Below are 15516 nucleotides of genomic sequence, written 5' to 3' on the forward strand. Positions count from 1 at the left end.
GCGGCATACGCGCCAGCGCATTCAACAAGGAGGCTGTATGTATTCCAAACCGCATTGGAGCTTCGGCGCCGGCCGGCTTTACTATCGACCGCCCGGCGGTACGCCCATCAAGGTTGCCACCCTGCAGGGCGTCGATATTGATATCAGTGGCAGCCCCAAGGACCTCATCGGTGAAAACCAGTTTCCCGAAGCGACCGTCCGGGCAGGCACAAAAATTACGGGCAAGGTGCAGTCCGGCCGCTTCGATGGCCGCGTGATTTCGAACCTCTTCTTCGGCGCGTCCGAGACGGCAGGAACGATCCAGCAGGGCCTGCTTGTTCCGGTCGAAAACCAGCCGGCGCAGATCGGTGCGGACGGTACGGTGACGCCGCCGCTCGGCTCCGCAACATTCGACACGGACCTCGGCCCGACCGACCCGAAGACCGGCTGGGCATTCAAGCGGGTCGATGAAAACCCGGCAGAGGGCGAATACGTGGTCGACATTGATACGGGCGAGTACACGTTCGATGTGGCCTCGTCCGGCCGGTCCGTACTGCTCAGCTACATCAAGAGCGATGCGTCGCTGGGGGAGACGACGACAATCGCCAATGACCTCATGGGTGAAGCGCCAACGTTTGGCCTGATTTCGTACGACAAGAAAATCCTGATCGAACTGTATTCGTGCCAGTTTTCCAAACTGTCGCTACAGCGAAAGAACGAGGACTTTCTCATCCCGAACATGGAGTTCGGCGCCAGCGCAGATGATGTGCTCGGCGTGGGCCGGATCTCGATGACGACCGCCTGAGCCTGCCTCCCTGTGACTACCAGGCGCTCAACGGGGCGCCCTCTTTTTTTCGACCACGATGAACAAACGAATCCAATTGCCGCCGGACTCCGTGCTGGCCGAGGGCAGCGCGGCGCCTGCGGGCCGCGCGCACACCGTTGAACCTGATTCCATTTTCCGGTTCGCGGACCACCTCCCACGTATCGGGGGCGTGGAAGCCACGATCTGCGGCCAGAAGCTGATGATGCCGGCCCTCCTGATGCACCGCGGCGTCGAGCTCACCGAGGCAACCGAGCGTGCGGGAGCGGGCGAGATGGCCGGCGGCGCATTCCTCAGACTGCGCAACCAGATCATTGAAGAAACGCTACGGCGCAACTACCCGACCCTGCCTGATTCATGGTTCCAGTTGCTTGACGCTGCGGACTATATGGAACTGTTCGAAAAGATTGGCGAGGCGGCCTCGTTGGGAAAAACGAGGGCGGTGAGCCACTGACGCGCGAGTGGCTCGGCGAGGTCGTGCTGATGATCTGCGCGGCGTTTCCCGGCTGGACGATCGAATATGTCGAATCCATTCTGGACGCCCCGCAGTTGAACCGGTTCGTGCGCCACCTCAAGCGTGACCCCGCCACGCATTCGCTGGTCAAGTGGTTCGTGGGATATGAGCCGCCGGAGGATGAGCCAGAGAGCGAGGACGCACGCCTCGAGTCGTTTGTGACCGCCTTTCAGAGTGCAATCCGCTAACGGAAAGATGTGAGCAGCAATGGCCGATCAGCAAATCAAGTTTGACTTCGTTGCGAGTGACGACAAGCTCCTCAGCACGGCCAATTCCGTCACGCAGGCGTTGACGGGTGTAAAGGCGGCTTCGGACAAGGCGTCAGAAGGGCTCAGGCAGACGACGAAGGACGCTGAGAATGCTTCAGCGGTCTGGGGCAAGCAGAAGACCGAGATCGAGCAGCTGTACACGACGATGGGCCGCACGCCGTCAGGTGAGGTCTCCAAGCAGCTCGATACGCTCGAAAAGAAGTTTCTGGAGTTGGGCGAAGCGGCCGCAAAGGGAAACAAACTCGCGGCGGACAGTATGCGGTCTTTACTGTCCGAGGCGAAACGTGTTTCGTCGGCCGACGCGTTGCGGGCCGAGGACAAGCAGGACCCGAAGACCGGCTTCGCCGCCATGCAGGCGATGTTCACGAGCGGCGTGGGTCAGGCCGAGGGCGCCCTCGGCTCGTTGATGGGCGTGGTCAAGCAGGCGACCGGCATCCTCGGCGCGTTCGGCGCCGTGCTCGCCGGTGGCGCGGCTTTCAAGGTATCGGTCCAGTCCACGCTGGCCCTGACCGGCGAAGTGGCGGGCCTCGCGAAAAAGCTCAGCATTACGACCGACGCCGCGTCCGGCCTGAACGTCGCACTCAAGCTGGTCGGTGGTGACGCCGATGCCTACGGCGAAGCGGTGACGCACCTGAACCGGAAGGTGCGGGAGAACGAAGAAGCGCTCAACAAGATGGGCGTCCAGACGCGTGACGCGAACGGCCAGTATCGCAATCAGCAGGACATCCTCAAAAGTGCCCTGACGGCGCTGGGCAGCTACAAGGAGGGCACGGACCGCAATCTCGCGTCACAGGCGCTTTTCGGCAAGGGCGCGGACGATGTGACGAAGCTCCTGAAGATCAACGCCGAGACGATGACACGGGCGAACGATCTCGCGAAGGCCTACGGCCTGACGGTCGGCTCGGAGAACGTCGCGAACATGAAGGCGTACAAGGAGTCGCTCGCCGAGATGAAACTCGCTTTCGCGGGTATCGAGAATGCGGTAGGCAATGCCGTCCTGCCGATTCTGGTCAAGCTCGGAAGCTGGTTCACGGAGACTGCGCCGCCCGTTGTCAGCGCGTTCATTGCGATCATCCAGACGGCGGGAAGCGTGCTCGGCACGCTTGCGGAAGTGGTCGGCGACGTGTGGACGCAGGTGAAGGAGTTTTTCACTGACTGGCTTCAGGGGGCGGGCGAGATCGCGGCCGATATTGCGCAGGTGTTCGGCACGCAGATCCCGAAGGATTTCAATCTGTTCCGCGAAGTGCTCATCGGAGTGAAAGAGGCGGCCATCGGATTTCGCGTCACGATCGGCACCGTGGTCGATACGGTAGGCGCGTCGCTGCGTGTCCTGATGGAATCATTCCAGACGCTCGCCCGGGTCGCGATCGCCGCGTTCAGGCTGGACTGGAATGGGGTGGTTGCTGCCTACAACGATGGCATGAAGCGGGTCTCGAGTACGGTCTCGGGCTACGTCGACAGGATTGTGGCCAAGGTGGCGGAGGGCAACGCCCAGATTGCCGGGCTCGTGAACCAGGCCGCAAACGCAGGAAGCAAGGAAGCGCCCAAGGCCGGGGGAGGCCGCAGCTTTGAGGACTTCGCGCACGAAAAGAAGGAACGCGGTGGTGGTACGAAGTCACGCGCAGCGGAATGGGAGAACGAACTTAACCAGCTCAAGCTGGCCCATGAGAAGGAGAACGCCGAAAACGGGACGTTCATCGAATTCTCGAAGGCGCAGGAACAGGCGTTCTGGAAGGCGAAGCTCGATACCGTCCGCATGTCGAATGAGGAGCGGTATGCGATCGAGCAGAAGTATCTGTCCGCCACCCAGGAGATCAACAAGAAGGCTTTCGAGGCACGTATCGCCCAGCAGAAGGAAACGATCGCGGCGCTCGACAAGAACTACGCGGCGCAGCTTGTGATTGCCGAGGACATCGTCAAGCAGATGGCCCGCGCCTATGGCGAGGACTCGAAGGAGTTTGCCGACGCGCAGAAAGCGAAGATCGAAGTGCAGAAGCGGTTCTATGAGCAGCAAAGGCAGCTCGCGGATCTCGCCACCGCCGATCGTATGGCGCAGGCGCAAATGGAAGTGGAGGGTCAACGGGAGCTCGCGCAGCTTCGGCTCGGCCTGGGGATGAGCACGAACCAGGCATACCTCGATCAGGAGCGCGAGTTCGAGCAGCAGCTCAACGAACTCAAGCGGCAGGCGCTGCAGGACCGGCTTGCCCAGATCGACCCGCAGCGCGATCCGGTGGCTCACCAGCAGTTGCTGAATCAGCTGCTCGAGCAGGACCGGGCATATGCGCTCGCCCGGCAAAAACTCGAATCGAAGATCACGCTGGAGAAAGCGGCGCCCGGAAAGTCGGTTTTCGATTCGTTTGAACAGAGCTTCGCGAAGAGCGCGACCGGCATCCTGACCCGGGCCACGACGCTGAAGAAAGGGCTGGCGAATATCTGGACGGCGGTGGGACAGACGTTTATTGAGGAAGTGGTAGTCAAGCCGGTTGCCCGGTATGCGGCTGGACTCGCGGAGCAACTGGTGTTCGGGCAGACCGCCGCCACCACGCAGACCGCGCTGGCGACATCGACAGCAGCCACGAAGGTGGCCGCGTCATCATCGGCCGCGATGGTCGAGGGGACGAATAATGCGGTGGTGGCCGGTACAGGCGCGATGAGCGCCCTTGCCCAGATTCCGATTGTTGGACCCGCCCTCGCAGCGGTAGGTGGCCCCGCAATGATCGCGATGGTGATGGGCATGCTGGGGACAATCCGCTCGGCCTCTGGTGGCTTCGATATTCCGCGTGGCGTCAATCCATTGACCCAACTGCACGCTGAAGAAATGGTGCTGCCGGCGCAGTACGCCAACATGATTCGCTCGGCCACGAACAACGGTGGCGGCAGCACACGAAGCGATGGCGACGTGCATGTTCACATCAATACGGTCGATCGCCGTGGCGTGGAGCGCTTCTTGAGGAGCAACCAGGACGCGATGAAAGTTGCCGCGACGCAGATGAAACGCACGTTCAAAAGCAAATGATGGGCGCAGCGCTGCGCCTGGATCGAAAACGGGTTTCCAGATGAGTGATGCAGTCTATCCGACACTGCGCGGCCGGACATGGCCCATTACGCGCGAGCCGCACTTCGCCACGGTTACGCATACGGCAGCGTCCGGGCGCGAGTTCCGGTTCACGAACCAGACGATCCCGAAATACAACTTCACACTGAAATACAACTACCTCCGGCAGGACCAGAAAAGGCAGGATCTCGACGTGCTCGAGGGATTCTTTCTGGACCGGTACGGTGCGCTCGACACGTTCCTGTTTGCATATCCAGTGTCGATGCCCGGTGACGAAGCGCTCTGGAATACGCAGATCGGGACCGGCGACGGGACGCGTACAACGTTTGACCTTGTCCGCCGGCGTGCCGGCCGTCTCGAGCGTCTCTATAACTTCATCGAGGGCGAATACACGTTTGCGCCACTTATGTGGCATCCGTGGAATCCGGCGCAGGCGATGTGGACGGCAGGTAATGCTCCGATGTGGGTCAACGGGCGGGAGTGGCAGCGTGCACAGTGGAGCATCGCGAACGGCCAGGTGACGTTCAACACACCGCCCGCGGCATTGGAACCGGTCGTGCTGACGACAAAGGTGTACTGGCGGGCGCGGTTTGCCGAGGACTATGTGAGCCTGGATCACTTTTGCAAGGAGTTTCACGACGCGCAGGAGGTCAAGCTGGTAGCGACGATGGGGCCATACCTATGAACAGGCTCGATCCTGCTTCGCAGGCGTGGCTGATGAGCGATTCGCCGAAGGCCTATCACACACTCGTAGAGGTCTATCTGGCAAGTGGGAGTGCGTACTTCTGGAGCGACGGTGACGTGGACGCGGTCTGGAACGGCCGGACGTATTCCGCGAGCGGACCGGAGATTGAACGCGACACGATTACGCGCAAGCTCGGTATCGAGGTGGGCGAGTCCACGATTACCTTCCGGGCGGGACCAGAGATCGAGCTCGAGTCCATGCCGTTTGTGCAGGCAGCCCGTCTGGGCCTGTTCGACAGCGCGCGTATCATTTTGCGCGATGCAGTCTTTGCGCTCGGGGAGACGACGCCGCGCGTGGTGGTGCATCTGTTCGAAGGACAAACCGGTGAGCTCGATGTGGGCCGGTATTCGGTCCAGACGCAGATTCTCAGCTATCTCGTGCAACTGAATGTCCAGATTCCGCGCGGCGCCTTTCAGCCCCAATGCCTGTGGACCCTGTATGACCAGGGGTGCCGCGTTGACCGCAGCAAATGGATGGTGCAGGGCGCGGCCCAGGGTGGGAGCGCACGCCTCGCTGTGGTGATGGATCGGGCGCTTGTCGATGGCCAGTATGCGGGCGGCACGCTCACGGGTATCAGCGGGGCGAACATCGGGGTAAGCCGCACGATTCGCGCGAATGCCGGTTCGACGGTGAGCCTGATGATTGCGCTTCCGGCTGACGTGGTACCGGGCGATCGCTTCACGCTGCTGCCCACGTGTAACCGGACCATTGCGCGGTGCAAATCTTTCGGCAATATCGCGCGCTACCGCGGTACGCCCTTTGTACCGCAGCCGGAGGCGAGCGTATGAGCGAGGCCGAACAGCGTGAATCGATCGTGGCGTGCGCGCGAACCTGGCTACGGACGCCCTGGCATCATGCGGCGAGGGTAAGGGGCGCCGGGGTGGACTGCGTCCAGTTCGTCAACTGCGTCTACCACGAGGCGCTGGGAACGCCCCTGGTCGATGTGGACTACACGCCCGACCAGTATCTCCACCACGGGCAAGAAGTGCTGCTCGAGTACCTCTCACGGCTCTCCCGTCCCGTCCATGCCGCGTTGCCCGGCGACGTCGTGGTGTACCGGTTCGGCCGCGCGATGAGCCATGCGGGGATCGTCGTGCGGTGGCCGGAGATCATTCACGCCTCCCGCCCGGATGCGGCCGTAGTGCTCGCAGACGGGGAAGGAGGTTATCTAGCCGATCGCGAACGTGGCGTTTATCGCTGGACAGGATTCAGGGAGTAACAGGCATGGCAGGCAGCAGTACCATCGAAAACAAGTCGGTGCCGGAAATTGCGCTGCGCTTGCAGGACAGTGGATACGGAAAGCCACCGCCAATGGTGTGGGGACGCACGCGTATTCAGCCGAACCTGATCTGGTTCGGCGACTTCACCGCCATACCGCACACGACGAGTCAGTCCGCCGGTGGCAAGGCAGGCGGCACGACGATGAAGAACACGTCCTATACCTACACAGTCGCGGCCATGCTCGCCCTGGCAAACCAGATCGAAGGTGTCGGGAAGGTCTGGGCGGGAAAGTCGGTTTATACGCCGGCGGCGTTGAATCTGACCATCTTTCGCGGGGCGGACGACCAGCAGCCGTGGGGCTATCTGGTCACGAAGCATCCGGACGCGGCGCTGAATTACCCGCGGCTTTCGTATGTCGCGAGCGGGGCGTATGACCTTGGGGATTCCTCATCGTTGCCGCAGCATACCTTCGAGGTGCAGGGGCTCGGGCGCTTTGCACCGGACATACCGGACGCGACGCCGCTGCGCATCGTGACGGACATGTTAACTGACCCTGCAGGCGGTGCCCTGTTCCCGGCGGAGCACATTGGGGACATGACCGCTTTCGACGACTATTCGGTCGCAATGGGGCTGTTCATGTCCCCGGCGCTGGTTGACCAGGTGGCGGCGGTTGATGCTCTGGCGCACATCGCCGAGTTGACGGGCTCGGCGTGGGTTGACAGCAATGGCCAGATCCGGCTCGTACCGCTAACAACGGTACCGGTGGCAGGCAATGGGCGCGTGTACGTGCCGGACCTCGAGCCGGTCTTTCGGCTCACGGACGATGACTATCTCGACACGGACGGCAACGGCGAGCCGGTGCTGTGCCGGCGTGTCTTTGATACGGACGCCTACAACGAATTGCCGCTGGCCTTCAGTGACCGCGACAATGACTACAACACAAGTGTCTTTACCGCCAAGGACCAGACCAATATTGACCAGAATGGCGAGCGGCCCGCACAGCGGCTCGATGGGGGCTGGATATGCACGGCGGCAGCGGCCGAAAACGCCGCCTACCTCAAGCTCGGAAGGATGCTGTATGGGCGCAACGAATATACGTTTTCGTTGCCGCCAAAATATTTGACGCTTGAGTGCGGCGACCTCCTTGCAATGAACGACAGGAACCTCGGCATGGTCGACGAGCTCGTGCGCGTGACGCAGATCGATATCGCCGCAGACCGGCGCATGGATCTGACTGCGGAAGAGGTCACGATTGGCTACGGTGCGCCAGTCGCCTATGGGACGCAGGCCGCCCTCGGATATCGGGTCAACTTCGGTGCATCGGGTGCGAGCGTGAGCGACCCGGTCATCTTCAATGCGCCGCAGTCCCTGACCGACGGCAAGCAGGAGGTGTGGATTGCGGCCGCGGGATCGACTTCGGACTGGTCAGGGTGCGACGTGTGGGTAAGTCTCAACGGGCAGGGCTATACGAACATTGGCGCGGTGACCGCGCCAGCAGGTTACGGCATGCTGGTGAGCGCAGTCGGACCTGACGCCAACGCGCTGGACATCGATATGTCGCTATCAGGGGGCACGCTCGAGAGCGGTGACGCCGAGCATGACACGACGCTTTCCTGGCTGGGCGGCGAACTGGTGAGCTATGAGCGTGCGACGCTGCAGAGCGACAAGTCATATTCGCTCGAAGGTGTCCTGCGTGCGCGGCAGCGCACGGTCGAAGCTGAGCATGCGGAGTCGACGCGTTTCGTGCGAATCGACAGTGCCATTTTCCGGTACCGCGTGCCCGACTCGTATCTCGGTACAGAGGTGTACATCAAATTCACCAGCCGCAACGCCGTTGGCGGGGCCACAGAGGCGCTCGCGGACGTCGACGCCTATGTGCATCTGCTCGAGAGCGCGCAAACGCTTCCAGGCGGCGTGCTGCAACTTATCCTGCTCGACGCGGTTGGTGGGGACCATTTCCGCGTTGGCTGGGCTGCACAGTCTGGCGCTGCGTATCAGGTTCAGCTGCGCAGCGCCGGCGGCATAGTTCGCTCGACAGCGACAACGCTGAACGAGTGGACGTACTCCGCGAGCGACGCCGCTTCGGACGGCGGCGCACATCGGGCCTACGTGGTGACGGTCACACCGGAGAACGACATCGGAACTGGCGAGGCGTCTTCGCTTGCCGTCTCCATTCCGGCGCCACCGGCACCCAGCGCAATCAGGGAGGCGGATGGCGTACTGAGCTGGAGTGTCGTCCCGGACGCGAGCGTGGCCGGGTATATGGCGTGGCTGGCGACCGTGCCGAATTTCGACCCGAGGCGCGGCGAGGGGATACTCATCTATGACGGGCCAGATACCCAGGTACAACTCAGCGGAGTGACGCCCGGCATGACTTATTACGCACGGGTCGCCAGCTATGACGGATGGTCGAAGGATGTGGCGGACCTGAAACTCAGTTTCGTTTTCGAGTTCGTTGCCTGAGCGGCAAGCGGACACCGCCGGACAATTTGCGACCCTGCTGCGGCAGGGTCTTTTTTTGGATATCGCAATGGCCAACACTCCAACTCCGGATTTCCGCAAGATTGCGGAGGAGATGAATACGGCAACGCCTGTATCGATTACGCAGGCATGGTGGCGCAAGCTGTTCGCGCGCGTGTTTGACTGGTTTGCGGATCAGCTCTGGAAAATCCCCGCGCTGCTTGGCAACGGGACACCGGAAGATGCGCGCCGGCTGCTCGGCCTGGAGAACGTTACGATCGCCTACACGGATCGCGGCGACTGGCGGCCGGATACTGACTACAACACGAATGATCTGGTCTGGTGGGAAGGCAGCACGTACGGGGCAATGGTCACGCACCACTCGGGTAACGACTTCCGGACGGACCTGCAGGCGGGACTCTGGCGCGCGGTCGGTGGCGATCTCGGGGAGCGGTTTGATGAGCAACTGAAGTTTCGTATCGAGTATGTAGCGAACTCGGCAACCGAGCTACGGGCGCTTTCCGGAAAGGTGTATACGCGCGCGCACCTTGCCGGCTATTACGCGCCCGGAGACGGCGGTGGTGGTGGGAACTTCATCGTGGGTACGCCGGGGGCGGCCGCCGACGATGGCGGAACGGTATTTGCGGGTCCAGACGGGCCCTGGATCATTGAGCATACGGGGGACATGCGGTTTGCGAATTTCGGCGCGCTCGGCGTTCTCGGCAACGACGGCAAGCCGGTTCGCGATGAGACCGCGCAGGTCCGCGCGGCGTGTGACTGGGCGGCGAAGCGTGGAGGGACGATCAGTGCCGAGCCGTGGCAGCGCTTTATGACGTCAAGCACCATCCACATGTTTCTGCCTGGCGACTTCCAGATGAGCGGGGCACGGATCGTTGCGGCGAATGGTTTCCAGGCCACGCCGTACAACTATCGCGGCGACATTGCGTACCCTGTCGTGGTTGTCAGTGGCCGCCCGGGCGCAAACTCACCTGCGGCTGGGACCCGCGTTCAACATATCGCGGTGCAGGGACCGTACGGGGGCGACATCATGAAGCCGCCCAACATCCCGATTGATCAATACACGGTCCTGGACGGCATCCTCGTATGCGGTGACTATGCCCAGATCAGCGAGGTCTCGCTGAAGATCCTGAGTGAAGGTTTTCGGGACTGCCTGATTGTTGGGGGCGCGCATACGTATCTTGTGAAATTCGATGCGCCTAGCGTAGGCAAGGCATGGCGGCGAGGCTGGAGGTGGACCCGCACGGAGGACACGGGCGAGAATTTTTCAATCTTCGGCGGCGTCACGTACAACTGCGTCAACAGCGCAGGGAATGCAATCGCGCACTACGAGGACGGTTCGACCAATCTGGATTGCGGCATCCATAACCATTCGTTCGACTACTGCGACCGGTTCGGAGAGCTTCGCAGCGGTCGCTGGACACTGCTCGGCTGCCACACCGAGAACAACAACAACCTTCCGCAGTTCGATCTCTACAAGACTGCCCAGATGCCCGCCACCCGTCTCGTCATTGTCGGCGGTTCGTTTGGCAGCGGGAATCTGGGCAACAGGGACCCGTACATTCCGGTTGAGGTGGCCGGCGGCCGTCCGTATTTCATCGGCCTGCACGGCGGCGTGTCCCTCGAGTTCGATGCGCTTGTGTCGGGCTACAACGGCTATAACAGCACGATTGCTAAACCAGTGGAGGGGAGTCAACTGAAATGCGAGGTGAGAGGCTACGGGGACACGCGCTCGAACCAGCAGCCAGGTTTGCCAGTGCCCTACGCGGGCGCCAACCTTGTCTATAACGGCGATTTCGAATACGGCTACACCACGCCGGCTGGACTCGGCGACCAGCCGAAGGGCTGGAAGAACAATCCGGCCAGCGGTAATACCATCAACGTCATTGACAACGGCGGGCGTACCGGTGCGCATTGTCTCGAGTTCATGCTGACGAACGCGGCGTCTGGCGCGTCATGCGTTCAGGACATTCCCGTGTCCGCGGGTGACGCGCTCTACATCGGGGGATGGGTCAACGCGATCGCCATGGCCGGCGGTTACGTCACGTTGCAACTCCTGCTCTATGCCGCGGATGGCACGCTCATCAGCAGTTCGGTAGCAACATGCGGTCAGGTGACAGGTCCAACGGGCGGCTATACCGCCCTCGGTGGCCAACTCATTGTCCCGGTGGGCGTGTCGCGGCTCAACCTTCAGTGCTATGTAACTGCCACGGTTGGCCAGATCCGGTTTGACGATATTTTTGCCTGCAAGATTTGAGGACTACAAATGGACTTGTGCATCAAGGCCGCCGCACTGGCTGCGTTCGAGGGTGTTTCATCCACGATGCTTCGGGTGACGCTTTCGACGCCCACCGGCGGCACCGCGTACAACGTGGACGGCTACGACTATCAGCCCGCTTCGCTGCCCGTAGGGGGCGGCATAGCAAGGTTCGCCTGTGCGGTGCCCGGCGTCTATATCGCAGCCGCGATTGCGCGCGATGCGAACGATACGCCGGCCTCTGAGCAGGTCACGCAGGCGTTCGTCGTGGCCATGTCCGCGAGCGGTCCGGTTATCACGCTTGGTACGCCGGACAAGCTGGAACAGCCTGCGCCCGACGCGCCGATTGAGGTCACGGTGACGGACTAGGCTCCCCCTTGTTTTGTAGCGTTTCTTTTAGATTCTGAACCGCCTCCGGGCGGTTTTTCCGTTTACGGCCGCCTCTCGCGGCCGTTTTTCTGGGGAGGTGGCAGATGGATAAGAGCGTCTTTCAACGCGCAGCACGGCTGACCGACGCGCTTGCGGCTCGCTGGTACGGGCCAGTGAGTGCGGCGATGAGCGAATTCGCGATTAACACGCCGAAACGTCAGGCGGCATTTATCGCGCAGATCGGACACGAGTCCGGCGGGTTTACACAATTGGTCGAGTCCTTCAACTACGCTCCGGCGGCGCTGGCGCTCTTCTCGCGCGTGCCTGCGCTCATGCGCGAGAAGCTTGGCCGGCAGCCGGGAGAGAAAGCCGTGCCGCTCGAGCGGCAGCAGCAGATTGCCAATCTTGCCTATGGCGGTCGGTATGGAAACGGCGACGTGGCCAGTGGTGATGGCTGGCGCTATCGGGGACGCGGCCTGAAGCAGGTCACGTTTCGCGATAACTACACGGCGGCAGGTCGCGCTCTCGGTGTGGATCTTGTCACGCAGCCTGACCTGCTCGCCACTAACGATACGCTCGCGGCGCGCTCGGCCGGCTGGTTCTGGAAGGCGAACGGTTGCAATGAGAAGGCCGACGCCGGGGACTTCGCCGGGACCACGCGAATCATCAACGGCCCGGCCATGGAGGGCCAGGACAAGCGCGTCGCGCTGTGGGCGGCGGCGAAGTCGGCGATCGGACTCGCCTGAGACAGGAGGCTCGATGCCAGCTACTACGACAACGGCCCTCGCGGTGCTCGCTGGGGGCAGTGCAGCCGGGGCGACGGCCGCGAGCATGTGGATGGGGGTGCCGCTGCACGGCGCTATCTTGGTGGGCAACGTTTGTGGTGCCTTCATTTACCTGTTGGAAACCGAGGAAAGCCACCGGTGGAAGAAATATCTCTACTGGTTCCTTTCCCTGGTGCTGGGGTACGGCGTAGCGCCGAGCATTGCGCTGCGCATCAGTTGGCTACCCGACATGCTCGCCGGCGCCTTGGTGAGCGCCTTGGTCGTTGTCGTCATGACCGCGCTGTTCAAGCAGGCCACGAAGAGTGCACCGGACATCGCCAGGAGTATCGGTACTGCTGCCAAGAATCGCGTTGATCAGTTCACCGGGGGCGACCATGACAACCAATGAACTCGTGATGCGCGTTGTTCACGCACTCATGGCTGAAATGGAGGCGCCGACCTACGAGATCTTCGCCTGGCGCCTCGCGAATGCGGTGGTGCTCGGCATCCTCTCATGGCGGGTGGGTTTTCCGAACGGACGGCCAGGGCGCGCGCTGTCCCCAGGTGAACGCATCGCGCGCACGCTGGTCGCCGCGATGGCGGGGGCCACCTGCGTCGCCATCCTTGTCGGTATCTACGGATTGCCTTTCGAAGTTGTCCTGAACGTGGTGTACGCGGGTGCCGCCTGGATCAGGGGCGGGGCGTTGACGGCGTTCGCGGACGGTGGTGCCCATATCGTTCAGGAGGCGGGCCATGACGGACTCGGCAAGGGTGGATCTCCCGGTACGGATTCCGGGGCGTAACGGCTTCAAGTACCGGCCACAGTACGGCGTGATTGTCGTATGCCGCAACGAGGCCGAACAGCGTTCAATCTACGAGGCGCTGCGCGCGCAGGGCCACAAGGTCAAGGTGGTGTGCGTATGAAGGTGTCCATTCATCACCGCTGCCCGGAGGCCGACTCGTACCGGGCCGCGCGCGTCAAAAGCCTCTTCAACGTGGAGAGCGGTGCGACGTTCGACCTCGAGGCCGAGCTGCGCATCGATGACGACCGCTGGAGCATTGGCGTCATCGTTGGGCCGTCCGGCTCGGGCAAGTCGAGCATCGGGCGGCAGCTCGGCGCGTGCTATGAACCAAAGTGGCCGGAGGACGTTCCGATCATCGACGCCATCGGGGACAGCGGCGACAGCGGCGCCGGCCGCCCCTTCGATGAGGTGGCGGGGGCGCTCTCGGCCGTGGGCCTCGGGAGCGTGCCGGCGTGGCTCAGACCCTACCGCGTCCTCTCCAATGGTGAGCGTTTCCGGGCGACGCTCGCGCGCCTGGTGTGTGAGGCGCCGGCGCTCGCGGTGGTCGATGAGTTCTCGTCGGTGGTCGACCGCCAGATCGCGCGTGTGGGTGCCGGGGCCTTTGCGAAAGCCTGGCGCCGCACGCGCGGGCGGGCGGTGCTGCTCTCGTGCCACTACGACATTCTTGAGTGGCTCGAGCCGGACTGGGTGTTCGATACGGCGACGGGCGAATTCGACCGGGGGCTGCTTCGACGTCGGCCTCGACTGGAACTTCACATTCACGAAACCGACTGGCGTCACTGGCCGGAGTTTGAACCGCATCACTATCTGAAGCTGCCCCGCATGATTGCGTCGACGTGCTACGTCGGCTGGATCGACGGAGCGGCCGTCGCGCACGTGGCGGTCAGCACGCGGCCGGGGCTCGTCGAGGCACGGGCGTGTCGGCTTGTGGTCATGCCGGAATGGCAGGGTGCGGGCGTCGGCATGCGGTTCCTCAACGCGGTCTGTGAGGCGTGGCGCGGGGGCCGGAATCGCTATGGCAAGCCTATGCCGATGCTGTTCCACACGAGCCACCCCGGACTGGCCGCCGCGCTGCGGCGGGACCCGCTCTGGACGCAGGTATCTGCCAGTCTCTGCGGAGGGGACAAGGCACGCAGCGCCGAATCCATCGCAGGCAGCGCCGCGCGTGCCGGCTATTGCGAGACCGTCAAAAGCGGTTATGGCGGCCACTTCCGGGCCGTCCAGGGGTTCCGCTATCTCGGGCCGGAGGAGGGCCAGCATGCGCGTGATGATCGTGGGCCAGAAGTGGCTGGCCGTGGAACTGCTCAGGCAGTGCCGGCGTGAGGGCCACGCGGTGGCCGCGGTGGCCGGGGTGCCGGGCGACCGGCTCCTCGAGGCGGCGGCCGTCGAGGGCGTGCGGTCGGTCGCCGCCACGGGGGCACTGGACCCGGCCGCCGTGCCCGCCGGCGTCGACGTGATCCTGTGCGCGCATGCGCATGGCTTTGTACCGGCCGCCGCGCGACAGCGGGCACGGTTCGGGGCGCTGGGCTTTCATCCTTCGCTGTTGCCGCGGCATCGCGGGCGGGATGCCGTGCGCTGGACACTGCACATGCGCGAGCCGGTGGCGGGGGGCTCGCTTTACTGGCTCGATGACGGGGCCGATACCGGGCCGGTGGCGCTGCAGGACTGGTGCCACGTGCGGCCGGGCGATACGCCGGCGGGGCTGTGGCGCCGGGAGCTCGCGCCGATGGCGCTGCGCCTGTTCTCGCTTGCGCTCGGGCTGCTCGAGGCGGGTGGATTGCCGGCGGTGCCGCAGGACGCGGCGCTGGCGACATGGGAACCGGCGTTTGCGGCCGGGCCGCTGGTCCGAGGGTAGGCGGGCCGCACGGCGGTGCTGCTCAGCCGCCCTCGCGCCGCCGGCGCCGGGCGCGGCCCGGGGTTTCGCCGGGGTAGGCCAGGCCGCGCTGGCGAGGCGTGGGCGGGTCGGTGAGGCAGGGCTCGGCGTCGAGATCCGCGCAAAACAGCGTCCAGATGGTGCCTGGGGTGTTCACGGCGCCGGCGCGACGGGCATCGAGCGCCACGCGCACCGCGTTCGCGGTCCGGATGGTGCCGTGCAGGCGGTCGATCTCGCGCAGCAGGCGCAGCACGACCGGCGTGGGGTGCGCGTCGTAGATCGCAGCGAGCTCGGCTGCGGTGAGCGGCGGGCGGTGGCGGTGGTCCATGTTGTCATTACGCGACACTGTGATTTTATACAGTATCA

The 15516-nt window shown here is 63.4% G+C and carries 17 protein-coding genes; 16 read left to right on the plus strand and 1 reads right to left on the minus strand.

The genetic code is table 11. The annotated features are described in order from the left end of the window. The first annotated feature begins 37 nt into the window (after nucleotides 1–37). From U5A57_RS27655 to U5A57_RS27730, 16 genes are all read left to right on the plus strand, one after another. Nucleotides 38–784: a hypothetical protein gene (locus tag U5A57_RS27655; RefSeq protein WP_321914816.1), complete on the plus strand. Its 747-nt coding sequence runs from the start codon at nucleotides 38–40 to the stop codon at nucleotides 782–784. A gap of 58 nt (nucleotides 785–842) precedes the next feature. Continuing rightward, complete coding sequence (locus U5A57_RS27660) at nucleotides 843–1256, plus strand: hypothetical protein (protein WP_321914817.1); 414 nt, start codon at nucleotides 843–845, stop codon at nucleotides 1254–1256. Between the two features lie 23 nt (nucleotides 1257–1279). Continuing rightward, nucleotides 1280–1504: a hypothetical protein gene (locus U5A57_RS27665; RefSeq protein WP_321914818.1), complete on the plus strand. Its 225-nt coding sequence runs from the start codon at nucleotides 1280–1282 to the stop codon at nucleotides 1502–1504. Nucleotides 1505–1523: 19 nt separating this feature from the next. Then, the gene (locus U5A57_RS27670) at nucleotides 1524–4601 is read left to right on the plus strand and encodes a hypothetical protein (RefSeq protein ID WP_321914819.1); all 3078 of its coding nucleotides are present in this window, start codon (nucleotides 1524–1526) and stop codon (nucleotides 4599–4601) included. 40 nt (nucleotides 4602–4641) lie between these two features. Further along, nucleotides 4642–5325, plus strand: a complete 684-nt coding sequence (locus U5A57_RS27675) for a DUF2460 domain-containing protein (RefSeq protein WP_321914820.1) — start codon at nucleotides 4642–4644, stop codon at nucleotides 5323–5325. A 32-nt stretch (nucleotides 5326–5357) separates the two neighbouring features. Next, the gene (locus U5A57_RS27680; protein WP_321914821.1) at nucleotides 5358–6173 is read left to right on the plus strand and encodes a DUF2163 domain-containing protein; all 816 of its coding nucleotides are present in this window, start codon (nucleotides 5358–5360) and stop codon (nucleotides 6171–6173) included. Further along, entirely contained in the window at nucleotides 6170–6604 is a 435-nt protein-coding gene (locus U5A57_RS27685; RefSeq protein ID WP_321914822.1) for a C40 family peptidase, read from the plus strand. The genes U5A57_RS27680 and U5A57_RS27685 overlap by 4 nt, the downstream gene beginning before the upstream one ends. Nucleotides 6605–6609: 5 nt before the next feature. Then, a complete protein-coding gene (locus U5A57_RS27690) occupies nucleotides 6610–9069 on the plus strand; it encodes a phage tail protein (RefSeq protein ID WP_321914823.1) in 2460 nt (819 codons plus the stop codon). 67 nt (nucleotides 9070–9136) lie between these two features. Next, nucleotides 9137–11341 (plus strand): hypothetical protein, encoded by a 2205-nt coding sequence (locus tag U5A57_RS27695; RefSeq protein ID WP_321914824.1) that lies wholly within the window; start codon nucleotides 9137–9139, stop codon nucleotides 11339–11341. 9 nt (nucleotides 11342–11350) lie between these two features. Further along, nucleotides 11351–11710, plus strand: coding sequence for a hypothetical protein (locus U5A57_RS27700; RefSeq protein WP_321914825.1), 360 nt, complete (start codon nucleotides 11351–11353; stop codon nucleotides 11708–11710). A 185-nt stretch (nucleotides 11711–11895) separates the two neighbouring features. Beyond that, entirely contained in the window at nucleotides 11896–12456 is a 561-nt protein-coding gene (locus U5A57_RS27705; protein ID WP_321914826.1) for a glycoside hydrolase family 19 protein, read from the plus strand. A gap of 13 nt (nucleotides 12457–12469) precedes the next feature. Then, nucleotides 12470–12883, plus strand: a complete 414-nt coding sequence (locus tag U5A57_RS27710; RefSeq protein ID WP_321914827.1) for a putative holin — start codon at nucleotides 12470–12472, stop codon at nucleotides 12881–12883. Further along, nucleotides 12870–13277 carry a hypothetical protein gene (locus tag U5A57_RS27715; protein ID WP_321914828.1) on the plus strand — a complete coding sequence of 136 codons (408 nt, stop codon included), beginning with the start codon at nucleotides 12870–12872 and terminating at the stop codon, nucleotides 13275–13277. Before U5A57_RS27710 ends, U5A57_RS27715 begins: the two co-directional genes overlap by 14 nt. Next, nucleotides 13246–13398 carry a hypothetical protein gene (locus U5A57_RS27720; RefSeq protein ID WP_321914829.1) on the plus strand — a complete coding sequence of 51 codons (153 nt, stop codon included), beginning with the start codon at nucleotides 13246–13248 and terminating at the stop codon, nucleotides 13396–13398. The genes U5A57_RS27715 and U5A57_RS27720 overlap by 32 nt, the downstream gene beginning before the upstream one ends. After that, nucleotides 13395–14600, plus strand: a complete 1206-nt coding sequence (locus U5A57_RS27725) for a GNAT family N-acetyltransferase (protein WP_321914830.1) — start codon at nucleotides 13395–13397, stop codon at nucleotides 14598–14600. Before U5A57_RS27720 ends, U5A57_RS27725 begins: the two co-directional genes overlap by 4 nt. Continuing rightward, nucleotides 14536–15132, plus strand: coding sequence for a formyltransferase family protein (locus tag U5A57_RS27730; RefSeq protein ID WP_321914831.1), 597 nt, complete (start codon nucleotides 14536–14538; stop codon nucleotides 15130–15132). Before U5A57_RS27725 ends, U5A57_RS27730 begins: the two co-directional genes overlap by 65 nt. A 22-nt stretch (nucleotides 15133–15154) precedes the next feature. On the opposite strand, the gene U5A57_RS27735 is transcribed toward U5A57_RS27730, so the two are convergent. Continuing rightward, a complete protein-coding gene (locus U5A57_RS27735) occupies nucleotides 15155–15478 on the minus strand; it encodes a hypothetical protein (RefSeq protein WP_321914832.1) in 324 nt (107 codons plus the stop codon). Nucleotides 15479–15516 lie beyond the last annotated feature (38 nt).

Source organism: Paraburkholderia sp. J11-2 (assembly GCF_905220185.1).
Classification (GTDB): Bacteria; Pseudomonadota; Gammaproteobacteria; order Burkholderiales; family Burkholderiaceae; genus Paraburkholderia.